24 protein-coding genes and 1 tRNA gene are annotated in these 25,648 nt (G+C 66.1%); 10 read left to right on the top strand and 15 right to left on the bottom strand.

Features of this window, described 5'->3' with window-relative positions:
* Genes parC through pgi form a run of 4 tightly spaced genes read right to left on the bottom strand, consistent with a single transcriptional unit; the run spans position 1 to position 6,551 of the window.
* On the bottom strand, positions 1-2,262 hold the full coding sequence (parC, locus tag DFO68_RS07500) for a DNA topoisomerase IV subunit A (protein ID WP_133483040.1): 2,262 nt from the start codon (positions 2,260-2,262) through the stop codon (positions 1-3).
* Positions 2,263-2,268: 6 nt separating this feature from the next.
* Entirely contained in the window at positions 2,269-4,149 is a 1,881-nt protein-coding gene (gene parE, locus DFO68_RS07495) for a DNA topoisomerase IV subunit B (protein WP_133483039.1), read from the bottom strand.
* Between the two features lie 52 nt (positions 4,150-4,201).
* On the bottom strand, positions 4,202-4,840 hold the full coding sequence (locus tag DFO68_RS07490) for a YqiA/YcfP family alpha/beta fold hydrolase (RefSeq protein WP_133483038.1): 639 nt from the start codon (positions 4,838-4,840) through the stop codon (positions 4,202-4,204).
* Between the two features lie 31 nt (positions 4,841-4,871).
* Positions 4,872-6,551, bottom strand: coding sequence for a glucose-6-phosphate isomerase (gene pgi, locus DFO68_RS07485; protein ID WP_133483037.1), 1,680 nt, complete (start codon positions 6,549-6,551; stop codon positions 4,872-4,874).
* 85 nt (positions 6,552-6,636) lie between these two features.
* Between pgi and cmoA the strand changes: the two genes are divergently transcribed.
* A complete protein-coding gene (cmoA, locus tag DFO68_RS07480) occupies positions 6,637-7,404 on the top strand; it encodes a carboxy-S-adenosyl-L-methionine synthase CmoA (protein ID WP_133483036.1) in 768 nt (255 codons plus the stop codon).
* 1 nt (position 7,405) lies between these two features.
* Positions 7,406-8,398, top strand: a complete 993-nt coding sequence (cmoB, locus tag DFO68_RS07475; protein ID WP_133483035.1) for a tRNA 5-methoxyuridine(34)/uridine 5-oxyacetic acid(34) synthase CmoB — start codon at positions 7,406-7,408, stop codon at positions 8,396-8,398.
* Between the two features lie 83 nt (positions 8,399-8,481).
* On the opposite strand, the gene DFO68_RS07470 is transcribed toward cmoB, so the two are convergent.
* From DFO68_RS07470 to DFO68_RS07430, 9 genes are all read right to left on the bottom strand, one after another.
* The gene (locus DFO68_RS07470; protein WP_243726461.1) at positions 8,482-9,600 is read right to left on the bottom strand and encodes an App1 family protein; all 1,119 of its coding nucleotides are present in this window, start codon (positions 9,598-9,600) and stop codon (positions 8,482-8,484) included.
* 202 nt (positions 9,601-9,802) lie between these two features.
* Positions 9,803-10,129 carry a type II toxin-antitoxin system PemK/MazF family toxin gene (locus DFO68_RS07465; protein WP_208107381.1) on the bottom strand — a complete coding sequence of 109 codons (327 nt, stop codon included), beginning with the start codon at positions 10,127-10,129 and terminating at the stop codon, positions 9,803-9,805.
* Positions 10,117-10,362, bottom strand: a complete 246-nt coding sequence (locus DFO68_RS07460) for an AbrB/MazE/SpoVT family DNA-binding domain-containing protein (protein WP_133483034.1) — start codon at positions 10,360-10,362, stop codon at positions 10,117-10,119. Before DFO68_RS07460 ends, DFO68_RS07465 begins: the two co-directional genes overlap by 13 nt.
* A 63-nt stretch (positions 10,363-10,425) precedes the next feature.
* On the bottom strand, positions 10,426-11,100 hold the full coding sequence (locus DFO68_RS07455) for a zinc metallopeptidase (protein WP_133483033.1): 675 nt from the start codon (positions 11,098-11,100) through the stop codon (positions 10,426-10,428).
* A 210-nt stretch (positions 11,101-11,310) separates the two neighbouring features.
* Positions 11,311-12,750, bottom strand: a complete 1,440-nt coding sequence (cysN, locus tag DFO68_RS07450) for a sulfate adenylyltransferase subunit CysN (protein WP_133483032.1) — start codon at positions 12,748-12,750, stop codon at positions 11,311-11,313.
* Positions 12,750-13,715, bottom strand: a complete 966-nt coding sequence (cysD, locus tag DFO68_RS07445) for a sulfate adenylyltransferase subunit CysD (RefSeq protein WP_243726460.1) — start codon at positions 13,713-13,715, stop codon at positions 12,750-12,752. The genes cysN and cysD overlap by 1 nt, the downstream gene beginning before the upstream one ends.
* 140 nt (positions 13,716-13,855) lie before the next feature.
* On the bottom strand, positions 13,856-14,590 hold the full coding sequence (locus DFO68_RS07440) for a phosphodiesterase (RefSeq protein ID WP_133483117.1): 735 nt from the start codon (positions 14,588-14,590) through the stop codon (positions 13,856-13,858).
* Between the two features lie 16 nt (positions 14,591-14,606).
* Positions 14,607-15,041 (bottom strand): DUF1249 domain-containing protein, encoded by a 435-nt coding sequence (locus tag DFO68_RS07435; RefSeq protein WP_133483031.1) that lies wholly within the window; start codon positions 15,039-15,041, stop codon positions 14,607-14,609.
* 1 nt (position 15,042) lies between these two features.
* Positions 15,043-15,693, bottom strand: a complete 651-nt coding sequence (locus tag DFO68_RS07430; protein WP_133483030.1) for an NUDIX domain-containing protein — start codon at positions 15,691-15,693, stop codon at positions 15,043-15,045.
* Between the two features lie 537 nt (positions 15,694-16,230).
* Between DFO68_RS07430 and DFO68_RS07425 the strand changes: the two genes are divergently transcribed.
* Both DFO68_RS07425 and DFO68_RS07420 read left to right on the top strand, forming a co-directional pair.
* Positions 16,231-17,766, top strand: coding sequence for an IS4 family transposase (locus DFO68_RS07425; RefSeq protein WP_133483029.1), 1,536 nt, complete (start codon positions 16,231-16,233; stop codon positions 17,764-17,766).
* Positions 17,739-17,987: a tyrosine-type recombinase/integrase gene (locus tag DFO68_RS07420; RefSeq protein ID WP_166637540.1), complete on the top strand. Its 249-nt coding sequence runs from the start codon at positions 17,739-17,741 to the stop codon at positions 17,985-17,987. Before DFO68_RS07425 ends, DFO68_RS07420 begins: the two co-directional genes overlap by 28 nt.
* 53 nt (positions 17,988-18,040) lie before the next feature.
* On the opposite strand, the gene DFO68_RS07415 is transcribed toward DFO68_RS07420, so the two are convergent.
* Positions 18,041-18,127, bottom strand: a tRNA-Leu gene (locus DFO68_RS07415).
* A 138-nt stretch (positions 18,128-18,265) separates the two neighbouring features.
* On the opposite strand from DFO68_RS07415, the gene queA reads away from it, so the two are divergent.
* From queA to secF, 5 genes are all read left to right on the top strand, one after another.
* Positions 18,266-19,297, top strand: coding sequence for a tRNA preQ1(34) S-adenosylmethionine ribosyltransferase-isomerase QueA (gene queA / locus DFO68_RS07410; RefSeq protein ID WP_133483027.1), 1,032 nt, complete (start codon positions 18,266-18,268; stop codon positions 19,295-19,297).
* An 89-nt stretch (positions 19,298-19,386) separates the two neighbouring features.
* Positions 19,387-20,505: a tRNA guanosine(34) transglycosylase Tgt gene (gene tgt, locus DFO68_RS07405; RefSeq protein WP_208107380.1), complete on the top strand. Its 1,119-nt coding sequence runs from the start codon at positions 19,387-19,389 to the stop codon at positions 20,503-20,505.
* 66 nt (positions 20,506-20,571) lie between these two features.
* Positions 20,572-20,907 carry a preprotein translocase subunit YajC gene (yajC, locus tag DFO68_RS07400; protein WP_133483025.1) on the top strand — a complete coding sequence of 112 codons (336 nt, stop codon included), beginning with the start codon at positions 20,572-20,574 and terminating at the stop codon, positions 20,905-20,907.
* A 150-nt stretch (positions 20,908-21,057) separates the two neighbouring features.
* Entirely contained in the window at positions 21,058-22,908 is a 1,851-nt protein-coding gene (secD, locus tag DFO68_RS07395) for a protein translocase subunit SecD (RefSeq protein WP_133483024.1), read from the top strand.
* Positions 22,909-22,917: 9 nt separating this feature from the next.
* Positions 22,918-23,841: a protein translocase subunit SecF gene (gene secF / locus DFO68_RS07390; RefSeq protein ID WP_133483023.1), complete on the top strand. Its 924-nt coding sequence runs from the start codon at positions 22,918-22,920 to the stop codon at positions 23,839-23,841.
* A gap of 92 nt (positions 23,842-23,933) precedes the next feature.
* On the opposite strand, the gene DFO68_RS07385 is transcribed toward secF, so the two are convergent.
* Positions 23,934-24,728: an inositol monophosphatase family protein gene (locus DFO68_RS07385; RefSeq protein WP_133483022.1), complete on the bottom strand. Its 795-nt coding sequence runs from the start codon at positions 24,726-24,728 to the stop codon at positions 23,934-23,936.
* A gap of 137 nt (positions 24,729-24,865) precedes the next feature.
* Here DFO68_RS07385 and DFO68_RS07380 point away from each other — a divergent pair, with 137 nt between their 5' ends.
* Positions 24,866-25,612, top strand: coding sequence for an RNA methyltransferase (locus tag DFO68_RS07380; RefSeq protein ID WP_133483116.1), 747 nt, complete (start codon positions 24,866-24,868; stop codon positions 25,610-25,612).
* Positions 25,613-25,648 lie beyond the last annotated feature (36 nt).

The raw sequence follows: 25,648 nt of genomic DNA, 5'->3' as shown, positions 1-25,648 counted from the left end.
TCAGGCGTTGGCGGGCAGTGTTTCCAACCGGTCGACCTTCTGCAGGCCGCGGGGCAGCTTGCTGCCGCGCCGGCCGCGCTCACCACGATAGTAGTCGAGATCGCCGGCCTTGAGGGTCAGGTGGCGCTTGCCGGCATGCACCACCAAGGCGGCGCCGGCAGGCAACACCACCAGGTCGCGCACGAACTCCTCGCGCCGTGCCGCCCGGTTGCCGGGAATCTCGATCATCTTGTTGCCCTTGCCCTTGGCCATCTCAGGCAGCTGTTCCAGCGGGAAGACCAGCAGCCGCCCCTCGTTGGAGACCACCGCCAGGCTGGCCCCCTCCTCGGTCGGTAGCGCCAGCGGCGGCAGCACGTTGCAGCCCTTGGGCACGCTCAAGATCGCCTTGCCCGACTTGTTCTTGCCGATCAGTGCCTCGAGGGGCGCGATGAAACCGTAGCCGCCATCGGAAGCCAACAGGAAGCGCCTGTCCGGCGGCGCCAGCATCAGGCCGGCCATGTGGGCCCCGGCCGTCACATTGACTCGCCCGGTAACCGGCTCGCCCTGGCCGCGGGCGCTGGGCAGGTTATGGGCCGACAGGGTGTAGGCCCGCCCGGTGTCGTCCAGCAGCACCAGCGGCTGGTTGGTCTTGCCTCGGGCGGCGAGGTGGAAGCGGTCACCAGCCTTGTAGGAGAGGCCAGCGGGGTCGATCTCGTGGCCGCGGGCCGCGCGGATCCAGCCCTTCTCGGAGAGCACGACGGTAACCGGGTCAGCGCCGACCAGCTCCACCTCGGAGAGCGCCCGGGCCTCCTCGCGCTCGACGATGGGCGAGCGGCGGGCATCGCCGTGCGCCTCGCCGGCCTCGCGCAGCTCCGCCTCGATCAGGTCGGTGAGCGCCGCCTCGCTGCCCAGCAGTTCCTGCAGGCGCTTGCGCTCGGCCTCGAGCTCGTCCTGTTCGCCGCGGATCTTCATCTCCTCGAGCCTGGCGAGGTGGCGCAGGCGCAGCTCGAGGATCGCCTCGGCCTGGCGGTCGGAGAGCCCGAAGGCCGCCATCAACGCGGGCTTGGGCTCGTCCTCCTCGCGGATGATGCGGATCACCTCGTCGATGTTGAGGTAGGCGACCAGCAGACCCTCGAGCAGGTGCAGGCGGTCCTCGACCTTGCCCAGGCGATGCTCCAGGCGCCGACGCACCGTGGCGCGGCGAAAGCGCAGCCACTCGCCGAGCAGATCGGGCAGCGCCATGACCCGCGGGCGGCCGTCCAGGCCGATCACGTTGATGTTGACGCGGATGTTCTTTTCGAGGTCGGTGGTGGCGAACAAGTGCGCCATCAGCGCCTCGATGTCGACACGATTGGAGCGCGGCTCGATCACCAGCCGCGTCGGCTCCTCGTGGGTCGACTCGTCGCGCAGGTCGGCGACCATCGGCAGCTTCTTGGCCTGCATCTGGGCGGCAATCTGCTCGAGCACCTTGGCTCCGCTCACCTGGTAGGGCAGCGCGGTGACCACTACCTTGTCCTCCTCGCGCACGTAGCAGCCACGCAACTTCACCGAGCCGCGCCCGCTCTCGTAGAGCTTTCGCAGCTCACTGCGCGGGGTGATGATCTCCGCCGCGGTGGGGAAGTCCGGCGCCGGCAGGTGCGCGAGCAAGTCCAGCGTGGTGGCCTCGGGGTGGCGCAGCAGGTGGCAGGTGGCCTCGACCACCTCGCCCACGTTGTGGGGCGGGATGTCGGTGGCCATGCCCACGGCGATGCCGGTGCCGCCATTGAGCAGCACATGGGGCAGGCGCGCCGGCAATACCACCGGCTCGTTCATGGTGCCGTCGAAGTTGGGGGTCCAGTCCACGGTGCCCTGGCCGAGCTCGGCGAGCAGCACCTCGGCGAACTTCGACAGCCGCGCCTCGGTGTAGCGCATGGCGGCGAAGGACTTGGGATCGTCGGGGCTGCCCCAGTTGCCCTGGCCGTCGACCAGCGGGTAGCGGTAGCTGAAGGGCTGAGCCATCAGCACCATCGCCTCGTAGCAGGCGCTGTCGCCGTGGGGGTGGAACTTGCCCAGCACGTCGCCGACGGTGCGCGCCGACTTCTTGTACTTGGCGTTGGCACCCAGCGCCAGCTCGCGCATGGCGTAGACGATGCGCCGCTGCACCGGCTTCATGCCATCGCCGATATGCGGCAGCGCCCGGTCGAGGATGACGTACATCGAGTAGTCAAGGTACGCCTTCTCGGTGTACTCGCGCAGCGAGAGGCGCTCGACGTCGCCCTCCGCCACCTGGATATCCATGGTCATTGGGGGTTATACCTCTATATCCGCCAGGTTGCCGTAGTCCTCCAGCCAGTTCTTGCGGTCGCCGGCGCGCTTCTTGGCCAGCAGCATGTCCATCATCTCCATGGTGCCGTCGTCGACCTCGCGGGTGAGCTGCACCAGGCGTCGGGTCTCCACCGCCATGGTGGTTTCGCGCAGCTGCAGCGGGCTCATCTCGCCCAGGCCCTTGAAGCGTTGCACGTTCACGGTGCCGCGCTTGCCTTCCAGCTTGCGCAGGATGGCCGCCTTCTCGCTCTCGTCCAGGGCATAATGCACCTCCTTGCCCAGGTCGATGCGGTAGAGCGGCGGCATGGCCACGAAGACGTGGCCGGCATCCACCAGCGCCGGGAAATGGCGCACGAACAGCGCGCACAGCAGGGTGGCGATATGCAGGCCGTCGGAGTCGGCATCGGCGAGGATGCAGATCTTGTGGTAGCGCAGCTTGGAGAGATCATCGCTGCCCGGGTCCATGCCCACGGCCACGGCGATGTCGTGGACCTCCTGGGAGTCATAGATGTCATGGGACTCCACCTCCCAGGTATTCAATATCTTGCCACGCAGCGGCAGGATCGCCTGGGTCTCGCGGTTGCGTGCCTGCTTGGCGCTGCCGCCGGCGCTGTCGCCCTCCACCAGGAACAGCTCGCTGCCGGCCGGGTCCTGGCCCGAGCAGTCGGCGAGCTTGCCGGGCAGCGCGGGGCCCGAGGTGACCTTCTTGCGCGCCACCTTCCTGGAGCTCTTCTGGCGACGCTGGGCGGCATTGATCACCAGCTCGGCCAGGGCCTCGGCCTGGTCGACGTGGTGGTTGAGCCACAGCGAGAAGGCGTCCTTGACCACCCCGGAGACGAAGCCCGCCACGGTGCGCGAGGAGAGCCGCTCCTTGGTCTGGCCGGCGAACTGCGGGTCGAGCATCTTCACCGAGAGCACGTAGGAGACCCGCTCCCAGAGATCCTCGGCGGTGAGCTTGACGCCCCGGGGCAACAGGCTGCGGTACTCGCAGAACTCGCGCAGGGCGTCGAGCAGGCCGGTGCGAAAGCCGTTGACGTGGGTGCCGCCCTGGGGGGTGGGAATCAGGTTGACGTAGCTCTCGAGCAGCGGCTCGCCGCCTTCGGGGAGCCACTGGATCGCCCAGTCCACGCCGTGCTCATCATCGGCGAAGTGGCCGATGAAGGGCGAGGCCGGCAGCACCTCATAGCCGTCGGTGGCCTGGGCCAGGTAGTCGCGCAGGCCATCCGCGTACTGCCAGACGCTCTGGTTGCCGTCGGGCTCGACCAGGCTGACCTTGAGGCCCGGGCAGAGCACCGCCTTGGCGCGCATCAGGTGCTTGAGTCGCGGCAGCGAGAGCCCGGGGCTATCGAAGTAACTCTCCTCGGGCCAGAAACGCACCACGGTGCCGCGGGCGCGCTTGGGGGCGCTGCCGATCACCTGCAGGGGGGAGGCCTTGTCGCCGTGCTCGAAGGCCATGCCGTGGCGGCTGCCGTCGCGCAGCACCTCGATCTCCAGGCGCTTGGAGAGGGCGTTGACCACCGACACCCCCACCCCGTGCAGACCGCCGGAGAAGCGGTAGCTCGACTGGGAGAACTTACCCCCGGCGTGCAGCCGGGTCATGATCAGCTCGACCCCGGAGACGCCGTGCTCGGGATGGATGTCGATGGGCATGCCGCGGCCATCGTCGGCGACCTCGACACCGCCATCCTCGAACAGCCGCACGCTGATCTCGCCGGCATGCCCGGCCAGTGCCTCGTCCACGCTGTTGTCGATGACCTCCTGGACCAGGTGGTTGGGCCGCGAGGTGTCGGTATACATGCCGGGGCGCTTGCGCACCGGCTCGAGACCGGAGAGAACCTCGATGGAGCTGGCACTGTATTGCGTCATGCATCACCCAAAGTGGTTGCGATCGTTCGTATCACCCGGGAGGCCGGCGCCCTCATGTCTCGGGGGCCGTGCTGCCCGACCAGCCTGGCGGCAGATGGAGGCCGCCGTGGGCGAAAATCGCCGGCAGGTAGTCGGCCACTACTGCCGCGAGACCATGATCGCCCTGCGGATGCAGGATGGTTCTGGCGCCACGATACAGCGCGAAGGCATCCCCCGGGTCCAGCGTCTCGTCGGCGGTGCCCAGCAACAGCAGGTAGCGCTCGGCGGTGACTCGCGCCGGCGTCAGCGCCTCGAGCTCCTCGCGATGCGCCGCCTCGATGGCGAAGCGCTCGCCGGTATAGGGATTGTCGAAACGCTCGCCGATCCACTTGGCCACCAGGTTCGCCGGCGCCACCGCCGGGTTGATCAGCCCCCCTGCGAGGTCGTGGCGCTCGGCGAGCAGGGTCGCCAGGAAGCCGCCCATGGAGCTGCCCACCACTAGCGGGCGCGGCCCCAGCCTGGCCAGCCACGACTCGGCCAGCACCAACGCCGCCGCCGGACGGTGGGGCAGCTGCGGCGTCGCGCAGGGCAGGCCGAGCCAGGCGCAGGCCTCACGCACCAGCGCCGCCTTGGGCGAGGCGCTGCCGCTGTTGAACCCATGCAGATAGAGGACTCCGCTGGCGGCCGGCGGGTGCCAGGCGGCACTCAGCATACCGCATCTCCTGTACATGCAGCCAGTATCATCACGAGCCGCGCTCCGCCGACCAGACGGCCTCGATCAGGCCGCGGGTAGAATCGTCCATGTCGGCGATATCCGCCTGGTGCTCGAGGATGCGCTGGGTCTCGCCGGCGATCTGCTTGCCTAGCTCCACGCCCCATTGGTCGAAGGGGTTGATGTCCCAGATGGTCGCCTGGACGAATACCTTGTGCTCGTAGAGGGCAATCAGCGACCCCAGGGTCGCCGGCGTCAACCGGTCGAGCAGCAGGGTGCTGGAGGGCTGGTTGCCGCGGTAATGCTTGTACACCGGACGCGGGCCGTCCTCCTTGATGGCCTTGTCGCCGAGCATCAGCACCCGCGACTGGGCGAAGCAGTTGGCCAGCGTCAGGCGGTGCTGGCCCATCAGGTGATCGCGGGTGGCGGGGTCTGCCACATCATCGTAGCGCACCTTGGGGGCAATGAAGTCGCACTCCACGGACTGGGTACCCTGATGCAGCAGCTGGTAGAAGGCATGCTGGGCATTGGGCCCCAGCTGGCCCCACAGCACCGGGCAGGTGGAGTAGCCGACCTCGCGACCGTCATGGGTCACCGACTTGCCGTTGGACTCCATCTCCAGCTGCTCGAGGTAGGCGGCGAAGTACTCCAGGCGGCCGTCGTAGGGCAGGATCGAGTGGGCCCGGATGTCGAGGAAATTGACGTTCCAGATCCCCGCCAGGGCCAGCAGCACCGGCAGGTTGTCGGAAAGCGGCGCCTCGCTGAAGTGGCGATCCATGGCATGGGCCCCGGCGAGCAGCGCGCGGAAGTGATCCATGCCCACCACCAGGGCGATGGGCAGGCCGATGGCGCCCCACAGCGAGTAGCGCCCGCCGACCCACTCCCAGAACGCCAGCTGGTGCTCATCGGCGATGCCCCACTCGTGCATCTTCTCGGGGCTCGCCGAGAGGCCGATGAAGTGCTGGCGCATCACCAGCTCGGCGTCGACGCCCTCCTCGCGGTTCTCGCCCATCAGCCGGGCCATCAACCAATCCCGCGCGGTGCGGGCGTTGGAGAGGGTGTCGATGGTGGTGAAGGACTTCGACGAGAGCACGAACAGCGTGGTCTCGGGATTGAGCCGGGAGAGATAGTCGGCCAGCTGGGAGCCGTCCATGGTCGAGGCGAAGTGTACGCCGATGGTATGCACGCCCTCCGGGCGATAGTCGGCCAGGGCATGGGTGACCATCAGCGGGCCCAGATCGGAGCCGCCGACGCCGAGGTTGACCACGTCGCGGATCGCCCGGCCGGTGGCGCCCCGCCACTGGCCGGCGTGGAAGCGCTCGACCATGGTCGCCATGCGCGCCAGCGTGGCATGCACCGCAGGCACCAGGTCCTCGCCCTCCACCACCAGGCTTTCCTCCGGCGGCAGCCGTAGTGCAGTGTGCAGGGCCGGGCGGTCCTCGCTGCGGTTGACCCGCTCCCCGGCCAGCAGCGCGCGGATCGCCTCGGGCACCTCGGCCTCCCGGGCCAGGGCGAGCAGCCGCTCGAGGGTCTCGTCGCGCCAGCGCTGCTTGGAGAGATCCAGCGTCAACCCCGCCGCGCGGCGGGTGAAGGCCGCGTGGCGCCCCGGGGCGTTGCTGAACAGCTCCCCCAGGTGCGTGGTGCGCATCTTGCGGGCGTGGGCGGCCAGGGCCTGCCAGGCATCCTGCTGGTCGATCATGGGGTGGGGCATGGCTTGCTCCTTGACCTCCTGTCGTGCAGCCGGCGCGAGCGGGACGTAGAATGACGCCCCTTTCTCACGACATCCGGTCAGTTCCATGAGTGACGCATCTTACCGTGACGCGATCTTTTCGACACCCCTGGACCGGGTGGCACGCTTCTCGTTCGACGAGAAGGTGGTCGCCTGCTTTCCCGACATGATCCGCCGCTCGGTACCTGGCTATGGCCAGATACTGGGCATGCTGGGGCTGATCGCCGCCCGCCACCTGCGCCACGGCGCTCACGTCTACGACCTGGGCTGCTCGCTGGGGGCTGCCGGCCTGGCCCTGGCCGGCACGCTACCGACGGAGGCCTTCCGCTACACCGGGGTGGATCTTTCCCCGGCCATGGTGGCCCGCGCCCGGGAGACCCTCGCCGCGGAGTGCCCCAACCACGCCATGACGGTGCTCGAGGGCGACATCCGCCATCTGGAGTATGCCCCCGCCGGCATGATCGTGCTCAACTTCACCCTGCAGTTCCTGGCCCCCGAGGACCGCGATGCGTTGATCGGGCGGCTCTACCAGGCGCTGGAACCCGGCGGCGTGCTGCTGCTCTCCGAGAAGATTCGTGCCGCCGACGAGCAGGAGAACGCCTGGCTGGTGGAGCGCTACCACGACTTCAAGCGCGCCAACGGCTACAGCGAGATGGAGATCAGCCAGAAGCGCACCGCACTTGAAAACGTGCTGGTGCCGGATACCCTGGCGGGGCACCACGCGCGCCTGGCCGGGGCCGGTTTTTCCCGCGCCCACGCCTGGTTCCAGTTTCTCAACTTCGCCTCGCTGATCGCCTTCAAGGACGCCAGCGCCGCGACGTCCCGGGAGGAGTAAGGTGCCGATCGCACCAGCACACCGCGCCCTCTACCAGGCCTTTCTCGACCAGGGGCTCGAGACCTGGCTAGCCCGCCTGCCCGACCAGCTCGCCCGCGGCCTGGACCGCCAGCGCTTCGGCGACCTGCCGGCCTGGGAGAAGGCGGTGGCCAAGCTGCCCCCCCTGCCCGACGAGAGGTGGGTGCGCCTGGACGCCGACACCGTCAGCGTCGAGGTCGACCTCACCGATGGCCAGCGACGCCAGTGCGAGAACCTGCTGGGCAAGCTCGCGCCCTGGCGCAAGGGCCCCTACCGGCTCGGCGGCACCTTCATCGACAGCGAATGGCGCTCGGACTGGAAGTGGCAGCGCCTCGCCCCGCACCTGGCGCCGCTGGCCGGGCGGCGCGTGCTGGATGTGGGCGGCGGTAACGGCTATCACGCCTGGCGCATGGCCGGTGCCGGGGCGGAATTCGTGCTGGTGATCGACCCCTCGCCGCGCTTCTTCTGGCAGTTCCGGGCGGTGCGCCACTTCGTCGGCGACGCCGACGGCGGGCGCACCCACTTCCTGCCGGTGGGCATCGAGGAGGTGCCCGGAGGGCTTGCCTTCTTCGACACGGTGTTCTCAATGGGCGTGCTCTATCACCGCCCCTCACCCCTGGAGCATATCCAACAGCTCAAGGAGGCCCTGCGCCCCGGCGGCGAGCTGGTGCTGGAGACCCTGGTGGTCGAGGGTGATGAAACCACGGTGCTGCTGCCGGGCGAGCGCTATGCCGCCATGCCCAACGTCTACTTCCTGCCCTCCTCCGCCGCGCTCTGCCGGTGGCTCGAACGCGGCGGGCTCACCAACGTGCGGGTGGTGGACGAAGCGGTGACCACCGTGGACGAGCAGCGCGCCACCGACTGGATGACCTTCCAGTCGCTGGCCGACTTCCTCGACCCCGACGACCCGAGCCGCACCCGCGAGGGCTACCCCGCCCCGCGCCGCGCGGTGGTCATCGCCAACCGGCCCAGATGAGACGAGCATCGACATCCAGGGTGCGACAGCCTGCATAAACGGCTCGAGTCGCCGGTACTGCGGCCCGACATTGCAGCAACGGATCAGGGCGACTCCCCGTGGGGCGCCATCGCGTCACGGCGAACGGCGTCCAGGCCATGGCGAGAAATGTAGCCCTGGGCGTGAGCATGCTCGGCCATCAGCACGCTGTCGGCGGCCAGCACCAGATCGCAGCGGGTGTGGCGTATCTGGTCGCATAGCACCTGGATGGCGCGCTGACGGTCCACCCGCCGGTCCACGCGACGGATATAGATGGCCTCGACACGATCGGGATGGGCCTTGACGATGCGGGTGTAGACCTCGGGATCATGCTGCCCGCTGTCGCCGATCAGGATGCAGGGCACGCCCTCGAACATCGCCAGCATGCGGTCGATCAGCTGCTGCTTGTGGTCCTCGGCGCGACGCGGCCAGGGATGCCGCAGGGAAATACCCCACTCGCGCAGGAACAGGATCGGCCCCACCGGAATGCGGTTGAGCTGGAAGAAGGTCTCCAGCATCTCGTAGATCGCCCAGGGCCCGCGTGATACATAGAGGATCGGGCGCTTGCCCCGGTCGTCGGCACCGCGATGCAAGGCCTGGTAGAGCGCCGCTACCCCGGGGAAGGCCTTGCGCTGATCCGGGCGCTCCATGAACAGCCGATAGAGCATCCGCAGCTTGTCGGCCACGCCGGTGTACATCACCGTATCGTCGATGTCGCTGATCACCAGCAGGTCGGTCTCGGCGGACGCGATGAAGACCTCCACGCTGGCACGCATCGGTCCCTCCTCGCCCGCCGTCACCCACAGTTCGGCGCGGTGCCAGGCGCTGTCACCCGGCAATGGCGAGACCAGCGGCAACTGGGCATCGAAATAGCCATCGCGGTCGGTGGCCACGCAGACGTGGTTGTCGCCCAGCCGGATATCGACACAGGCATCGGCCACGCCATGCCGGGCAATGCGCCGCACCACATCGACCAGGTCGCGCAGGAAGCCTTGCCGTGGCACTCGCTTGCTCAGCGGCGCCTGGCGAAACACGCGACCCGTGAGGAAGGCCTCTTGCGGTGAGCCATAGCCGCGGTAAGGAGTGACCGTCAGGCCGCCATGGCCATTGTCACGCTTCATCGGCCTGGCTGCGATCCCCACCAGTCGCTTCACGAACAGGGTGGCGCGTCGCAGCGCGGGCATCACTCCTGCCACCCTGGCCAGGGATCATATCGAGACGTGCCGTTCATGGTCGCAGGCTCCGTAGAATATCGCTGCCTCCCAGCCTAACCCCGAGCCAGCGCAGCCGCACCTGCTGTGCTCATTGACACGAGCCACCGCCACCAGCCGCGAGCGGGTCAGCAGCAGGGCGATTACCAGGACGATCATCGGGGGGCAGGCTCAGCTATTGGAACATCTCCAGCAGGGTGGCGTGCCAGATTGAAGGCGAAATGTCTCCCATCTTGTCCAGAACCCGACGCTTGTCGATGGAGCGAAGCTGATCAAGCAGTATTCGTACCGGCTTGCCCTGAAAGCTCAGGGTGGGTCGGCAGCCGAGTGGCTGCCCCTTGCTGGTGACCGGTGCCACGATGATTCTGGGGAGTGCAGCGTTCATATCGTCGGGTGAGAGGATCAGCGCGGGGCGGGTCTTGCGTATCTCTGTGCCCACCGTCGGATCGAGATTGACCCAATAGACCTCACCGCGGCGGATATCACGACCTACCACTGCCACTCATCCTCATCCTCATCCACCTCGACGTCGACCATATCCTCCCAGGCCGCCTCGTCGTAACTGGCGTCATAACCATCGAACCAGTGACTGCGTGGCTTCTTGACGGGCTCCACCACCAGCCGCTGCCCCTCCAGATGAATGTCAACCTCATCACGGATACCCAACTCAGCCAGCATAGCCGCCGGAATCAGCACGCCTTTCGAATTCCCGATCTTTCTGAGATGTGTCCGCATTTCACGCCTCCAGTAGCGCAGCAGGAGTAATAACTTAGTTATTACTCCCAGCCTGCCAGGATGTCAACGCCGCAGGATCACCAGCCAGCGCCCCAGATTAAGGATGCTGGAAAGCGACGCCGCCACATAGGTGAAGGCGCAGGCGGTGAGCACATGGCGGGTGCCGGCCATGTCATGGGCAGGGATGTACTCCTTGAGCAGCGGCAGAGCGCGCTGGAAGCTGGCGTCGAACTCCACCGGCAGGGTGACCAGGTGCACCAGGGCGGCGGTGCCGAAGCTGATCACCGCGGCGGCCACCACGATGGCCAGGCCGCCCGGCAGGCGGGTCAACACGAACAGGAAGGGGGCGGCCATCATCAGCAACACGCCGATCTTCTCGGCCTTCTGAGCCACCGCCACCAGCCGGGAACGCGCCAGCAGCGGCGCATAGCCCTGCTGGTGCTGGATGGCATGGCCCACCTCATGGGCCGCCACCGTCACCGCGGTGAGCGAGCGGCCCTCGTAGTGCTCCCGGGAGAGACGCACGCGTCGCGCCTCGGGGTCGTAGTGGTCGCCCTGGTCGGTCATCTCGACCCTGACCCCCTCGAGCCCGAGGCGCCGGATCAGGTGGTTCGCCAGTTCGCCGCCGGTCCCGGGATACTCTTCGCGACCCCGGGCGTGGCGCGCCAGCACCCACTTGGCCCAGAGGTTGGGCAGCAGCAAGAGGGCCAGCAGCAGGGCGATTGCCAGGACGATCATCGGGGGCGGGCTCCGGGGACAGTGTCGATTTGGACACAGCCTACCAGAGCAGGTTCTTTCGGGACCGAGTCAGATGGGGCTTACCCGGGGACAAGTGCTCAGCACAAGGGCGCCTGTCGGCGCCATTCGTCGAAGCGTCGAACCGGCAATAAATTGCGCTCCCACAAGGGGTACTTCGCCACCTTCACGCAAAAAGGCGATGTTCAGACATTATTGCAGCAGCTCGCGGATATCCTTCGCCTCCCAGTGGGGGAAGTACTTGCGCACCAGGGCGTTGAGCTCCAGCTCGAAGCCGGCCCAGTCCACCTCACCCGACGAGTGAGCGGCTGACTGCGCAACTCCGCGGATCATCCCCGCGCCCACCGTGACGTTGGTGAGCCGGTCGATGACGATGAAACTGCCGGTGCCAGGGCTCGTGCCGTAATCGTCGAGCGGCACCGCGACGGTCAGCTCGACCCGGCAGCGGGCGATGGCGTTGAGCTCCAGGCGCTCTGCCGGGTGGCGTTCCAGGCTGTTGACGTCCACCTGGTAGAGTATCTCGCCGACCTGCCCCGGGACGGAGCGCCCGGCCAGGCGGATGTCGACCTGGCGGCCAGGGAGGAGCGGCTCGTCATGCATCCAGACGATGTCGGCCTCGAAGGCATCGGCGATGGCCACCTCGGCGTCCGCGGCGACGATCCAGTCGCCCCGCGAGATATCGATCTCATCACCCAGGGTCACGGTGATTGCCTGTCCTGGCCAGGCGGCTTCCAGGTCGCCATCGAAGGTGACGATACGCTCGACCCTCGAGACCCGCCCGGAGGGCAGCACCTTGATCGCCTGGCCCGGCCGCAGGATGCCCGCCTCCAGGGTGCCGGCATAGCCGCGGAAGTCCCGATTCGGACGATTAACGTATTGCACCGGAAAGCGCAGGTCGGTGAGATTGCGATCGCGGCTGACCTCGATGCTCTCCAGCAGCTCCAGCAGCGCCGGGCCTGGTTGGCCACCGACGGAGTACCAGGGCATGCGCTCACTGCGATTGACCACGTTGTCGCCCTCGAGCGCGGAGAGCGGCACGAAGTGGATGTCCGGCGCGGACAACTGGCCGGCGAAGTCGCGATAGTCGGCGACGATCTCCTCGAAGCGCGCCTGGTCGAAGCCCACCAGGTCCATCTTGTTGACCGCCACTACCAGGTGCTGGATGCCCAGCAGGTCGGCGATGAAGCTGTGCCGCCGAGTCTGGGTCTGCACGCCGTAGCGGGCATCGATCAGGATGATCGCCAGGCTCGCCGTGGAGGCGCCGGTGGCCATGTTGCGGGTGTACTGCTCGTGGCCCGGGGTGTCGGCGATGATGAACTTACGCTTGTCGGTGGAGAAGAAGCGGTAGGCCACATCGATGGTGATGCCCTGCTCACGTTCGGACTGCAGGCCATCGACCAGCAGCGCCAGGTCCACCGCCTCGCCGGTGGTGCCACTCTTCTTCGAGGCCTGGGTGATCGCCGCGAGCTGGTCGTCGAAGATCATCTTGGAGTCGTGCAGCAGCCGGCCGATCAGCGTCGACTTGCCGTCGTCAACACTGCCGCAGGTGATGAAGCGCAGCAGATCCTTGTTCTCGTGCTCGTGCAGGTACTGCTCGATGTTGTCGGCAATCAGGGTCGATTGGTGTGACATCAGAAATAGCCCTCGCGCTTCTTCTTCTCCATGGAGCCGGCCTGGTCGTGGTCGATGGCGCGGCCGCTGCGCTCGCTGGTGCGGGTCAGCAGCATCTCCTGGATGATCTCGGGCAGGGTGGTGGCCTTCGACTCCACGGCGCCGGTCAGCGGGTAGCAGCCCAGGGTGCGGAAGCGTACCCACTTCATCTCGGGCACCTCGCCTGGCTTGAGGGGCATACGCTCGTCGTCGACCATGATCAGCATGCCGTCGCGCTCCACCACCGGCCGTGGCGCGGCGTAGTAGAGCGGCACAATGGGAATAGCCTCGAGATAGATGTACTGCCAGATGTCCAGCTCGGTCCAATTGGATAGCGGAAAGGCGCGAATCGACTCGCCCTTATTGACCCGGGTGTTGTAGAGGTTCCACAGCTCCGGGCGCTGGTTCTTGGGGTCCCAGCGGTGGTGCCGGTCACGGAAGGAGAAAACCCGCTCCTTGGCGCGGCTAGCCTCCTCGTCGCGACGCGCTCCGCCGAAGGCGGCATCGAAGCCGTACTTATCCAGCGCCTGCTTCAGGGCAGCGGTCTTCATCACGTCGGTATAGACGCTAGAGCCATGGTCGAAGGGATTGATGCCGGCGGCACGTCCCTCCTCATTGATGTGCTCGATCAGCTCCATACCGGAGTCCGCGGCCATGCGATCGCGGAACTCGATCATCTCGCGGAACTTCCATGTGGTGTTGACGTGCAACAGCGGAAAGGGCGGTGGGCCGGGATAGAAGGCCTTGCGCGCCAGGTGCAGCATCACCGAGGAGTCCTTGCCGATAGAGTACATCATCACCGGGTTGGCGAATTCCGCCACCACCTCGCGGATGATGTGGATCGACTCGGCCTCGAGCTGCTGAAGGTGGGTCTGGCGCTGGCGCGATGGGGCCAGGCCGGCGGCATCGACGGCGCTCTCGCGTGATGGTGCATGAAGACTGCTCATGGCCCGGCTACCTCGCATGACGTTGGGCGGGTGAGATCATGCGGGACAGGGTAACGCCGGGCTAATAATAACCCAAAAGAATTAATAACTATCTTTTTATAGCCGCTTCTCTTTTCATAGTCACTATGGCTATTTGCCCCTCACGCCTCGATGCGTTCCACCCAGGTCTTGAACGCACCATCGCGAAGCTCGATGAGGCGATAGCCCGGACACGAGGCCTCGTCGAGGGCGAAGCTCGAGGCGCCGGGCAGGAACTGATCGCTGGTGGCGGGGCAGCCATACGCCGGCACCTCGCCGTCGCCCAAGGCATGGGCGCCATGAAAGGCCTGGTGGACATGGCCGAACAACACCGCACGCACCTGGCGATGGGGGGCGACGACCCGCCAGAAGGCCTCGCCGTCGGCCAGGCCGATCGCGTCGAGCCAGGCCGAGCCGACGGGCAGCGGCGGATGATGCATCGCCAGCAGCGTCGGCCGCCTGTCGGCCGCGAGACGCTCGTCCAGGGCGCTCAGGGCCGCTTCGCCCAGCGCGCCGCCGAGCCGGCCGCTGACATGGGTATCCAGCAGCAGCGCCCGCCAGTGGCCCAAGTCCAGCTCCTTATGCAGCGCGCGACACTCGGCCATCAGTGTCGGCTGGTCGTGGTTGCCGGGGAGCCAGTACCAGGGCGCCTCGAGCCGTGACAGCGCCTGTTCCGCCAGCCGGTAGGAGGCCGCCGTCTCGTCATCGCTGACATCACCGGTAACCAGCACCAGCGCCGGTCGCTCGCGGTTCACCGCCGCGATCACGGCCTCCAGCTGGCGCAGTGGGGTGCCTGTCCGGGCGCGGGCCGCGGGGTCGGCCTGCAGGTGACAGTCGGTGAGCTGGACCAGTCGCATCAGTACCGCATCCTCCTCAGGGCAGCTGGGGCAGGTCGAGGGAGTGGCCATGATCCAGCCACTCGCCCAGGAAGCGATTGAGCTGCAGCTTCTCGTCGGGCTGGTGCATGCGCGAGTTGGGATAGCGGTAGCGGCCATCGAAGTGACGCTGGCGCTGGAAGTCGGTGACCTCGGCCATGCGCACGTCGTGGTAGAGGTGAACACGCATGCGTGGGGTGTCGATCACCGTATCGAGCACTCCGCGCTGGGAGACACGCACGATGCTGGTGTAGGGCGCACGCTCCTGCAGCTTGAGGCACAGAACCCCCAGCCGGCGGCCATGGTTGACCAGTTCGACCTCGCGGGTCTCGCCAACTTCCAGGTCGCCGAGCAGCCGGGTCAGCCGAATGAAGTTGGCGGTACACTCGCCCTGCAGGGTTTTCAGGTCGGTGATATAGGCGTTTCTCGGCACGCTACCTCCTTGCTCGCAACGATGCGCGTTCGCCGGCCAGCCAGTGGAAGGTGATCAAGCACATCGCATTGTCGAGTCGCCCCGCCTGCAGGAGTTCCCAGGCGCGGGTAAACGGCAGCACATGCACGCGGATGTCCTCGTGCTCCTCGTCAAGGCCATGCACCCCACCGAGGCCACGGCTGTCGACCAGCCCGCAGAACAGCGTAACCCGCTCGTCGCAGGCCCCCGGGCTCGGGTAGTAGGTGTGCAACTCGATCAGCTCGTCCACCTCGCAGCCGGCCTCCTCCATGGTCTCGCGGCGGGCCACCTCGTCGGCGCTCTCGCCACGCTCCACCAACCCGGCCACCACCTCGATCTTCCAGGGCGACCGGGGATCGTCGAGGGCACCGGGGCGGAACTGCTCGACCAGCACCACGCAGTCACGCTCGGGATCATAGAGCAGCACTCCCACGGCGTCGTGGCGACGATGGACCTCGCGCACCATCCTGTCACTCCAGCCGCCCTCGAAGAGACGGTGGCGCAGGTGCAGCTCCTCCAGGCGGAAGAAGCCCTGGTGGAGGCAGCGACGCTCGGCCAGCTCCACGTCGGCGGCCGTGAAAGGCACCGAGCGGGTCAGGTCCTCATCGTCTTCGGGCGGGCGGGTCTCGCTCATGCCGGTCTCCAAATTGCGCAAAGGCCCGAATGGCACTTACTTAAGCCTGAATCCGTGAGCCTCTCATAGGAAATCTCCTATTATCAATAGCTTACCTGCAAAATGGGAGGCATTTTGGGTGAAGCAAAAAATAGCCTATCTTGCTGATTATAAATGGTTTTTACGAAAGGGCTCACGGATCCAGGTTAAGGCCTAGGGATGATGTAAGTCTTTGATATTAATTAAAACGGACGATGGATTGTGGTATTGTGTAAGTCGCTAAACCACACACAAGCCACCGATCCAACGTCCGCTCTCATGACATATCCTACTGCCCCACTTCATCAGTGCCAACAGAGCCGTGTCGCGCATCATGCCAGCCGTCCGCACCATACCGAGCTGTGCGCTCAACTCCATGCGGCCTTCACCGCTTCCGATCTTGATGAGACGCTGCCGGCTTGTCGCCACCGGCTCTTTCCTCCTGTTGCCACCCTGGAGACGTTTATCGCGCAAGCTCTGGATGCCGACGCCTCCTGTCAATAAGCCGTCAATCGCCTCATGCTGAACCGGGAGCTTCACCAGCAGTCTTCGGGGAGTATCCGCACCGGCGCCTATTGTCGCGCTCGCCAGCGACTGCCGGGGACCATGGTGGCCGACCTGGCGCGCTATCTTGGCCGCACCCTGGCGGAGGAGGTGCCGCCTGCCTGGAACTGGCAGGGCCGGCCGATCAAGCTGATCGACGGTACCACGGTGTCGATGCCGGACACGCCCGAGAACCAGCAGCGCTTTCCTCAGCAAACCAGCCAGAAACCCGGTCTCGGGTTCCCGATCGCTCGGCTGGTCGCCATCATGGACTTGAGCAGCGGGGCGATTCTCAATGCGGCGATGGGGCCCGTGAAAGGCAAGGGCACGGGAGAACATGCCTTGCTGCGAGAGATGCTCGACACCTTTGAATCGGGCGACATCGTCATCGCCGATCGCTACTACCCTTCTTATGCGCTCATCGCCGACTTGAAGGCCCGCGGTGTCGATGTGGTAATGCGCCAACACTTCGCCCGCCAGACCGACTTTCAGATCGGGAAGCGGCTGGGTGGTAAGGACCACATTGCCACCTGGCAGAAACCCAAGAAACAGCACGAGTGGATGAGCCAGGAAGCCTTCGACACCTTGCCGGTGCGGGAGCTGGCCGCAGGGAACCTGATCATCGTCACGACCCTGTGCTCCTCCAAGCAGGCGCCACGCCAGCAGATCCAGGCGCTCTACAAGGCGCGCTGGCAGATAGAGCTGAGCTTTCGGGATATCAAGACAACCTTGGGCATGGAAGTGCTACGCTGCAAGACGCCCGCCATGGTGGAAAAGGAGGCCTGGGTGTATCTGCTGACCTACAACTTGATTCGCCAGGTGATGGTGCATTCCAGCGAGTGGACGGACTGCCTGCCCCAGCAGGTCAGTTTTAAACATAGCGTTCAGGTTTTCCGGCAGGTCACCGCACGTTCACCGCTGACGGAAGAAGAACGCCAGAGCCTCATGGGGCAAATAACAACGATCCGGGTGGGGCAGCGGCCAGATCGGCTGGGGCCGCGAGCCATCCAACGACGGCCACGACCCCACCGATTACTGAAAATGCACCGACATCAAGCGCGTGAAGAAATTCACCAACAAGGACACCCGAAAAAGCTTAAGCAAGTGCCATTCGGTTCTGAACCTCGCCTATCGGGAATGGGAGTGGCTGGACCGCCCCCTGGGCGACAAGATCCGCAAGAAGATGCCGAAGAACGAGCGGCATGTGTACCTGACCATCGAGCAGATGAGTCAACTGCTACAAGCCATCCCCGATCACTCGATTGTCGAGAAACGGGTGATCGCTCTGGCAGCGCTCACCGGGCTGCGCCAGGGCGAGCTGCTGGCTCTGGATCCGCAGAACGTCCACGGTGGTCGCATCCTGTTGAGACCAGACCAGACGACAGACGAAGAGCGGCAAGGCCCGAGTGGTGCCGGTACCGAAGGACGCTCGGGCATGGTTGGAGGATCTTCCGTTTGCTACGACCTACTCTCGCCTCCGAACGGTGTGGGAGCATGCCCGCCAGGTTGTAGGGCGGCCCGACCTGCGCTTCCACGACCTGCGCCACAGCTATGCCAGCACGCTGGCCCAGGCTGGCGAGAGCATGACCACGGTGCGCGACCTGCTGGGGTATTCCAGCCTGATCGTCACCAGCCGCTACTCGCACATGTTCGATGCGGGCCTGGACGATATTGGCTCACGTCTGCCGAGCTTGAGTTCGGCCTTCTGCGACCAAACTGCGACCAAACACTAAAAACAGGGAGGGACGAAACGCAAACAGCCGCCCGTAAGCGACTGTTTTATTGATGGTACCGGCGGTCGGACTCGAACCGACAAGGGCTTGCACCCGGCGGATTTTGAATCCGCTGCGTCTACCAATTCCGCCACGCCGGCAACGCGCATGCATTATACGTGGGCGCCGGAGCAGGTCAATCGACCAGCTGACTTCCCTGCCGCGAGACGGTATCCTGTCGCGCTTTGCGCGGCTCGCCTAGCCGCCCGATACGCCCTTAAGCCGGACCGAAACGCCCCATGCAGCGCGCCGACTTTCACTATGAGCTCCCCGAGGAGCTGATTGCCCGTTATCCCTCCGAGCAGCGCAGCGACTGCCGTCTGCTGTGCGTCGATGGCGCAAACGGCCAGCTTGCCCACCGCCGCTTCCCCGACCTGGTCGAGCTACTCGCCCCCGGGGACCTGCTGGTGTTCAACGACACACGGGTGACTCCCGCCCGCCTGCACGGTCACAAGGCCAGCGGCGGCAAGGTGGAGATGCTGCTGGAGCGCCCCCTGGACGCCCATCGTGGCCTCGCCCACCTGCGCTCTAGCAAGTCGCCCAGACCCGGCACCGAGCTGGTCTTCGAGGGGGGCATCCGTGTCGTGGTGGAGGGGCGCCGCGAGGCGCTGTTCGAGCTGCGCTTCCTGGGCGAGACGCCGCTGATCACCCTGCTGGAGCAGCACGGCCACATGCCGCTGCCGCCCTATATCACCCGCGAGGACGAGCTGGCCGACCGCGAGCGCTACCAGACCATCTATGCGCGGCGCGACGGGGCCGTGGCCGCCCCCACCGCCGGGCTGCACTTCGACGCGCCGCTGTTCGAGGCACTGGCTGCCAAGGGCGTGGAGAGCGCCTACGTCACTCTGCATGTGGGCGCCGGTACCTTCCAGTCGGTGCGCGCCGACGACATCCGCGAGCACCACATGCACAGCGAGTGGATCGAGGTGGACGAGACCGCCTGCGAGCAGGTGCGCGCAGCCCAGGCTCGAGGCAACCGGGTGGTGGCCGTGGGCACCACCAGCGTGCGCTGCCTGGAAAGCGCCACCGACGAGGACGGCCATATCGCCCCCTACAGCGGCGAAACCGATATCTTCATCTATCCGGGCTACGCGTGGCGCTGCGTGGATGCCCTAATTACCAACTTCCACCTGCCGGAGTCAACCCTACTGATGCTGGCGACCTCCTTTGCCGGGTTCGAGACGACCCTGGCGGCCTATCGAGCGGCGGTGGCCGAGCGCTACGCCTTCTTCAGCTATGGCGATGCCATGTTCCTGACGCGCAAGCCCTGACTCATTATCCCTGTCACCCGATTCCCCGCCCCTATGCGTAAAGAGAGTCCCTATGCGTAAAGAGAGTCCCCATGCGTAAAGAGAGCTTCATGACATTCGAGCGCCTGGCCAGCGATGGCCGGGCGCGCCGCGGCCGCTTGACCTTTCCGCGGGGAACGGTGGAAACCCCTGCCTTCATGCCGGTGGGCACCTACGGCACCGTCAAGGGCATGACGCCCGTATCGGTTACGGAGATCGGCGCCGAGATCATCCTCGGCAACACCTTCCACCTCTGGCTGCGCCCCGGCATCCAGGTCGTCGAGGCCCACGGCGACCTGCACGATTTCGCCCAGTGGGACAGGCCGATCCTCACCGATTCCGGCGGCTTCCAGGTGTTCTCGCTGGGCGCCATGCGCAAGATCACTGAGCAGGGCGTGCATTTCCGTTCGCCGGTGGATGGCGCCAAGGTATTCATGGGCCCCGAGGAGTCCATGGCGGTACAGCGTTCGCTGGGCTCCGACGTGGTGATGATCTTCGACGAATGCCCCCCCTACCCGGCCACCGAGGCGGAGGCCGAGCTCTCCATGCAGCGCTCGCTGCGCTGGGCAAGCCGCTCGCGTGACGCCCATGGCGACTCGCCCTCGGCGCTGTTCGGCATCATCCAGGGCGGCATGTACCCGCAGTTGCGCGAGGCGTCGCTGAAGGGCCTGCTCGAGATCGGCTTCGACGGCCTGGCCATCGGCGGTCTCTCGGTGGGCGAGCCCAAGGAGGAGATGATGCGGGTCCTCGAGTACCTGCCGAGCTGGATGCCCGACAACACCCCCCGCTACCTGATGGGCGTAGGCAAGCCCGAGGATCTGGTGGAGAGCGTGCGTCGCGGCATCGACATGTTCGACTGCGTGATGCCCACCCGCAATGGACGCAACGGCCACCTCTTCGCTGCCGAGGGCACGGTCAAGATCCGCAATGCCAGGCACCGCTTCGATACCCGGCCGCTTGAGGAAAGCTGCGACTGCTATACCTGCCGGCACTTCTCCCGCGCCTACCTTCACCACCTCGATCGCTGCGGTGAGATGCTCGGCTCGATGCTCAACACCATCCACAACCTGCGCCACTATCAGCGCCTGATGGCTGGTTTGCGCGGTGCCATCGAAGCGGGTACATTGGCGAACTTCGTGGAAGGCTTCTATGCGCAGCGCGGCCTGCCGGTTCCTCCCGCACCGAATTGACCCACGGCCGGCCCGACAGGCCGGCCGATGAATATCCCGCTTTCATTACCCAGGAGATCGTCATACATGCTGGACTTCTTCATTTCCCCGGCCATGGCCCAGGATGCCGGCGCTGCCGGTGGCGGCATCGCCCAGATCGTCATGCTGGTCGGCTTTGTCGCCATCTTCTACTTCCTGCTGTGGCGCCCCCAGGCTAAGCGTGCCAAGCAGCACAAGCAGCTGATCAGCAACCTCTCCAAGGGTGACGAGATCGTCATTGGCGGAGGCATGCTGGGCCGCATCACCAAGGTCAGCGACGACAGCGAGTTCTTGAGCATGGAGATTGCCGAAGGCACCGAGGTCAACGTGCAGAAGAGTGCCGTGGCCGCCGTGCTGCCCAAGGGCACGCTCAAGTCCATCTGACCCGGGCCGCTTCCCGCCCCGCCGCAACCTCCCGAGAGGCGCGGCGGGGGGCCGTCCTGCGGCCGGTGCGGCAGGAGCCGCGCGACCGGCTCCCGCCCTCACCGGTCGCCACGTCAGCCTCCAACGTCCGCAACCTGAGGGCAGGGCCCCATGCTCAACCGTTACCCCCTGTGGAAGTATCTGCTGATACTCGTCGTGCTCCTCGCCGGCCTAGTCTATTCCCTCCCCAATCTCTTCCCCCCGGACCCGGCGGTGCAGATCAGCAGCGACCGCGGCGATTTCACCATCGATGAGCGCCAGCTAGAGCGCATCCGTACCTCTCTGAGCGAGGCCGGCATCGACATCAAGGCCGTGGAGAGCCAACCCAACAGCGTACTGATTCGCCTCTCCGACACCGACGACCAGATCAGGGCTCGCGATCGCATCAGCGAGATGCTGGGCGGCGACTACGTGGTAGCGCTAAACTTGGCGGAGTCCACGCCGGCCTGGCTGCAGTCGCTCTCCGCCTCGCCCATGACCCTGGGGCTCGACCTACGTGGCGGCGTACATTTCCTGCTGGAAGTCGACATGGACGCCGCTCTGCAGCAGCGTCTCGAGGTCAACGCCAGCGCCATGCGCGAGTTGCTGCGCGACGAACGGATCCGCTACCGCGATACCCAGATCGAAGGGCACACCATCTCCTTGACCTTCGCCAATGCCGAAGACCGCGACCAGGCGCGCCGCCTGATCGCCCGCGAGTTCCCTGACTTCAACTACGCCAGCGAGGACGCTGCGCGTGGCGCTCGGCTAGTGATGACCATCACCGACCAGGCGGTGAACGAGCTACAGGACTACGCCATCAACCAGAACCTGACCACCCTGCGCAACCGGGTCAACGAGTTGGGCGTGGCCGAGCCGCTGGTACAGCGCCAGGGGCCGGATCGCATCGTGGTGGAACTGCCCGGCGTCCAGGACACCGCGGCCGCTAAGCGCATCGTCGGGGCCACCGCCAACCTCGAGTTTCGCCTCGAGGCACGTCCCGACACCCCGGAGAACGAGACCGAAACCTTCCCGTTTCGCAACAATCCTTCGCGTAGCGCCGAGCTGATGCGCGATGTGATCATCACCGGCGACAGCGTCGCGAATGCCAACCACAGCTTCGACCAGAACGGCCGCCCCCAGGTCAACATTAATCTGGATGGCACCGGCGGCACCCTGATGAACCGGGCCACCCGCACCAACATCGGCCGCAACATGGCGGTGCTCTACATCGAGCACAAGACACGCGAAGTCACACGGATGGTGGATGGCGAAGCCGTTATCGAGCGCGAACCCTACACGGAGCGCGGCATCATCAGCCTGGCGACCATCCAGAGCGCCCTGGGCAACAGCTTTCGCATTACCGGGCTCGACTCGCCCACCGAAGCGGCGGAGCTCGCCTTGCTGCTGCGTTCCGGCGCGCTGGCCGCGCCGATCTACTTCGCCCAAGAACGCACCATCGGGCCAAGCCTCGGCGCCGAGAACATCCAGCGCGGCATCATGTCGGTACAGGTCGGTCTGTTGCTGGTGGTGCTGTTCATGCTGCTGCGCTACAAGGTGTTCGGCATCTTCGCCAACGTCGCCCTGGCGCTCAATCTGACCCTGCTGGTGGCGGCCATGTCGCTGCTCGGCGCCACTCTAACGCTGCCCGGCATCGCCGGTATCGTGCTGACGCTGGGCATGGCGGTAGATGCCAACGTGCTGATCTTCGAGCGCATCCGCGAGGAACTGCGCACCGGGCTCTCGGTACAACAGGCCCTCCATGCGGGCTACGAGCGCGCCTTCACCTCGATCATCGATGCCAACATCACCACGCTGCTGGTGGCGCTGATCCTGTTCTCCATCGGTACCGGGCCGGTCAAGGGCTTCGCGGTGACGCTGTCACTGGGCATCCTGACCTCGTTGTTCACCGCTCTGATGGTGACCCGCGCCATGGTCAACCTGTGCTATGGCGGCAAGCCCATCAAGAAGCTCTGGATATAAGAGGTGCCTATGAAATCCCTGAAACAAAGACAGTTCGACTTCATGGGCCACCGCCGGGTCGCCTTCGCGATTTCAGCGGCGATGCTGCTAGTCTCTGTGGTCGCGCTGCTGCTGCTGGGGCTCAACCTGGGGCTGGACTTCACCGGCGGCACCCTGGTGGAGGTCCGTTTCGCCACCGCGCCTGTCCTCGCCTCGGTGCGACAGGCGCTAGAGACGGCCGGCTTCCAGGATGTCGCGGTGCAGACCTTTGGCGCCTCCAACGAGGTGCTGATCCGCCTGCAACAGGCCTTCGAGGCTGGGGTCGGTGATCAGGTGGTAGCCTTGCTGCAGCAGGCCGGCAACGATGTCTCCCTGGTGCGCGCTGAGTTCGTCGGCGCTCAGGTCGGCGGCCAGTTGCGCGACCAGAGCGGCATGGGCCTGCTGGTGGCGCTGGGTATCGTGATGCTATATGTCGCGGCACGCTTCCAGTACAAGTTTGCCATCGGCGCCCTACTGGCCCTGCTGCACGACGTGATCATCGTCGTCGGCCTCTTCTCGCTGTTCCAGTTCGCGTTCGACCTCACGGTGCTGGCCGCCCTGCTAGCGGTGATCGGCTACTCGCTGAATGACACCATCGTGGTCTACGACCGCATCCGCGAGACCATCCGCAAGTCACGCATCGACGACATGCCGACCATCTTCAACGAAGCGATCAATCAGACCCTGTCGCGCACCCTGGCGACCTCCGGCACCACTCTGCTGGTATTGCTGGCGCTATTCCTGCTCGGCGGCGACATGATCCACTACTTCGCCCTGGCGCTGATCCTGGGCGTGGTGGTCGGTACCTTCTCGTCGATCTACGTGGCCTCCGCCTTGCTGCTGCCGCTCAAGCTCGATCGCGAAGACCTGATCCCGCCGAAGAAGGAAGATCCCGAGGTCGAGGAGCTCCCCTGACAGCTGGAAGCTGGGAGGCAGCCTGATGCTTCTCCTCCCTCCAGAAACACAACACCCCCGCGGCCCTGGTCGCGGGGGTGTTGTTCTTCAGTTTAAAAGTGCGGCTTGAGCTGCTGCACCAGGGCCTTGTAGAGGCGCGGTCCGGCGGCCATCAGCTGGCCCTCGGGCACCACGCCGGGCTGGCCATCGGGAGTGCCCATCAAGGCGCCACTCTCCTTGAGCAGCAGCGAGCCGACGTGCAGGTCCTGCTCCTCCAGGCCCAGCACGAAGGCCGCATCCACTCGCCCCGCCGCCAGCTCGGCAATGTCGAGCAGGCCACTGCCCGAGGCGCGCTGCAGTTCGATCTGCGGGCCAAGTTGCTGCATCAGCGTCAGGTAGCTGGGCAGAAAGCGCGAGCGCAACCAGGTCTCGGGCAGGCTCATGGCGATACGGGTGCCGGCCACGGCGGTATTCTTCGTCACGCGCAGGCGCTTGCCGTTGAGCTGGGCACCACGGCCGCGGCTGACCAGGTATTCGTCATCGCTGAAGGGACAGATCATCACCGCATGCTCCGGGCGGCCCTTGACGAGACAGACCACCGACAGCGCAAAACCGGGCGAGGCGACGCAGAGGTTGGAGTAGCCGTGGAAAGGTTCAATACGCCAGAGGGTGTCGACCCCTTCGCCTTCGCCGGCACGGTGAGGCGTGAAGCGCCCCTGGACGCCATGCTGGGGATAGCCGCGGGCCAGCTGACGCACGATCAGCGTTTCAGCATTGCGGGCGGCATCCTCGAGCAGGCGGTCGAGGTTGTGCTCCTGGTGGGAGTTCTCGATGCGCTCACGGATGCGCAGGAACTGTTCGCCGGCGCTGCGCGCCGCACGCAGCGCGAATTGGACCATCGGATGCATGATCGGGCCTTGGGGAGTCAGGGGTGTTAAAGAACGGGTCGGCGCGCATCCTAGCAGAAGCGCGCGGGGCGTGCCATTCGACGCCCCGGAGCGACGTGATAGAATCGCCCGCCTCCCCCCGCATCCACAGGCCCTCCATGCTCGAGCGCATCCGCATCGTCCTGATTGGCACCAGCCACCCCGGCAACATCGGCGCCACCGCCCGCGCCATGCACAACATGGGCCTGTCCGATCTGGCCCTGGTGGCGCCGCGCTGCGCGCCGCTCACCGCCGAGACCGTCTCCCGCGCCTCAGGGGCCGACCACATCGTGCATAGCGCCCGCCGGGTGGAGAGACTGGAGCAGGCGGTGGGCGACGCCACCCTGGTCGTCGGGGCCAGCGCCCGCTCGCGCACTCTGCCCTGGCCGATGATCACGCCCCGCGCGCTCGGCGAGCGGCTGCCAGAAGAGCTGGCCAGCCCCGAGGCGCGCGTCGCCCTGGTCTTGGGCCGCGAGGACAGCGGACTGACCAACAGCGAACTGCAGCGCTGCCACGCCCATGTGCATATCCCCGCCAACCCCGACTTCAGCTCCCTAAACCTGGCCGCCGCGGTGCAGGTGCTGGCCTACGAATGCCGCCAGGCCTGGCTGGGCCAGCAGGAAACGGCGGCCCAGGTCGAGGCGCCACCGTCCCAGCCGCTGGCCAGCCATGAGGAACTTGAGCACTATTTCGCGCACCTGGAGCGCACCCTGGTCGCCATCGGTTTCCACGACCCAGCCACGCCGCGACAGCTGATGGCTCGACTGCGCCGCTTCACCCTACGCGCACGCCCCGAGCGGATGGAGCTCAATATCCTGCGCGGCATCCTCACCGCCACCGAGCAGCAGGTCGAGCACCATGAGTAATGGAGGCCTGTCGCTTGAAGCCGGACCATCGCGCCC

The sequence above is a fragment of the Halomonas ventosae genome, assembly GCF_004361885.1.
GTDB classification, from domain to species: Bacteria; Pseudomonadota; Gammaproteobacteria; order Pseudomonadales; family Halomonadaceae; genus Halomonas; species Halomonas ventosae_C.
Note: the sequence above shows the minus strand (reverse complement) of the source record. Positions and strands in the feature narration are given on the sequence as shown.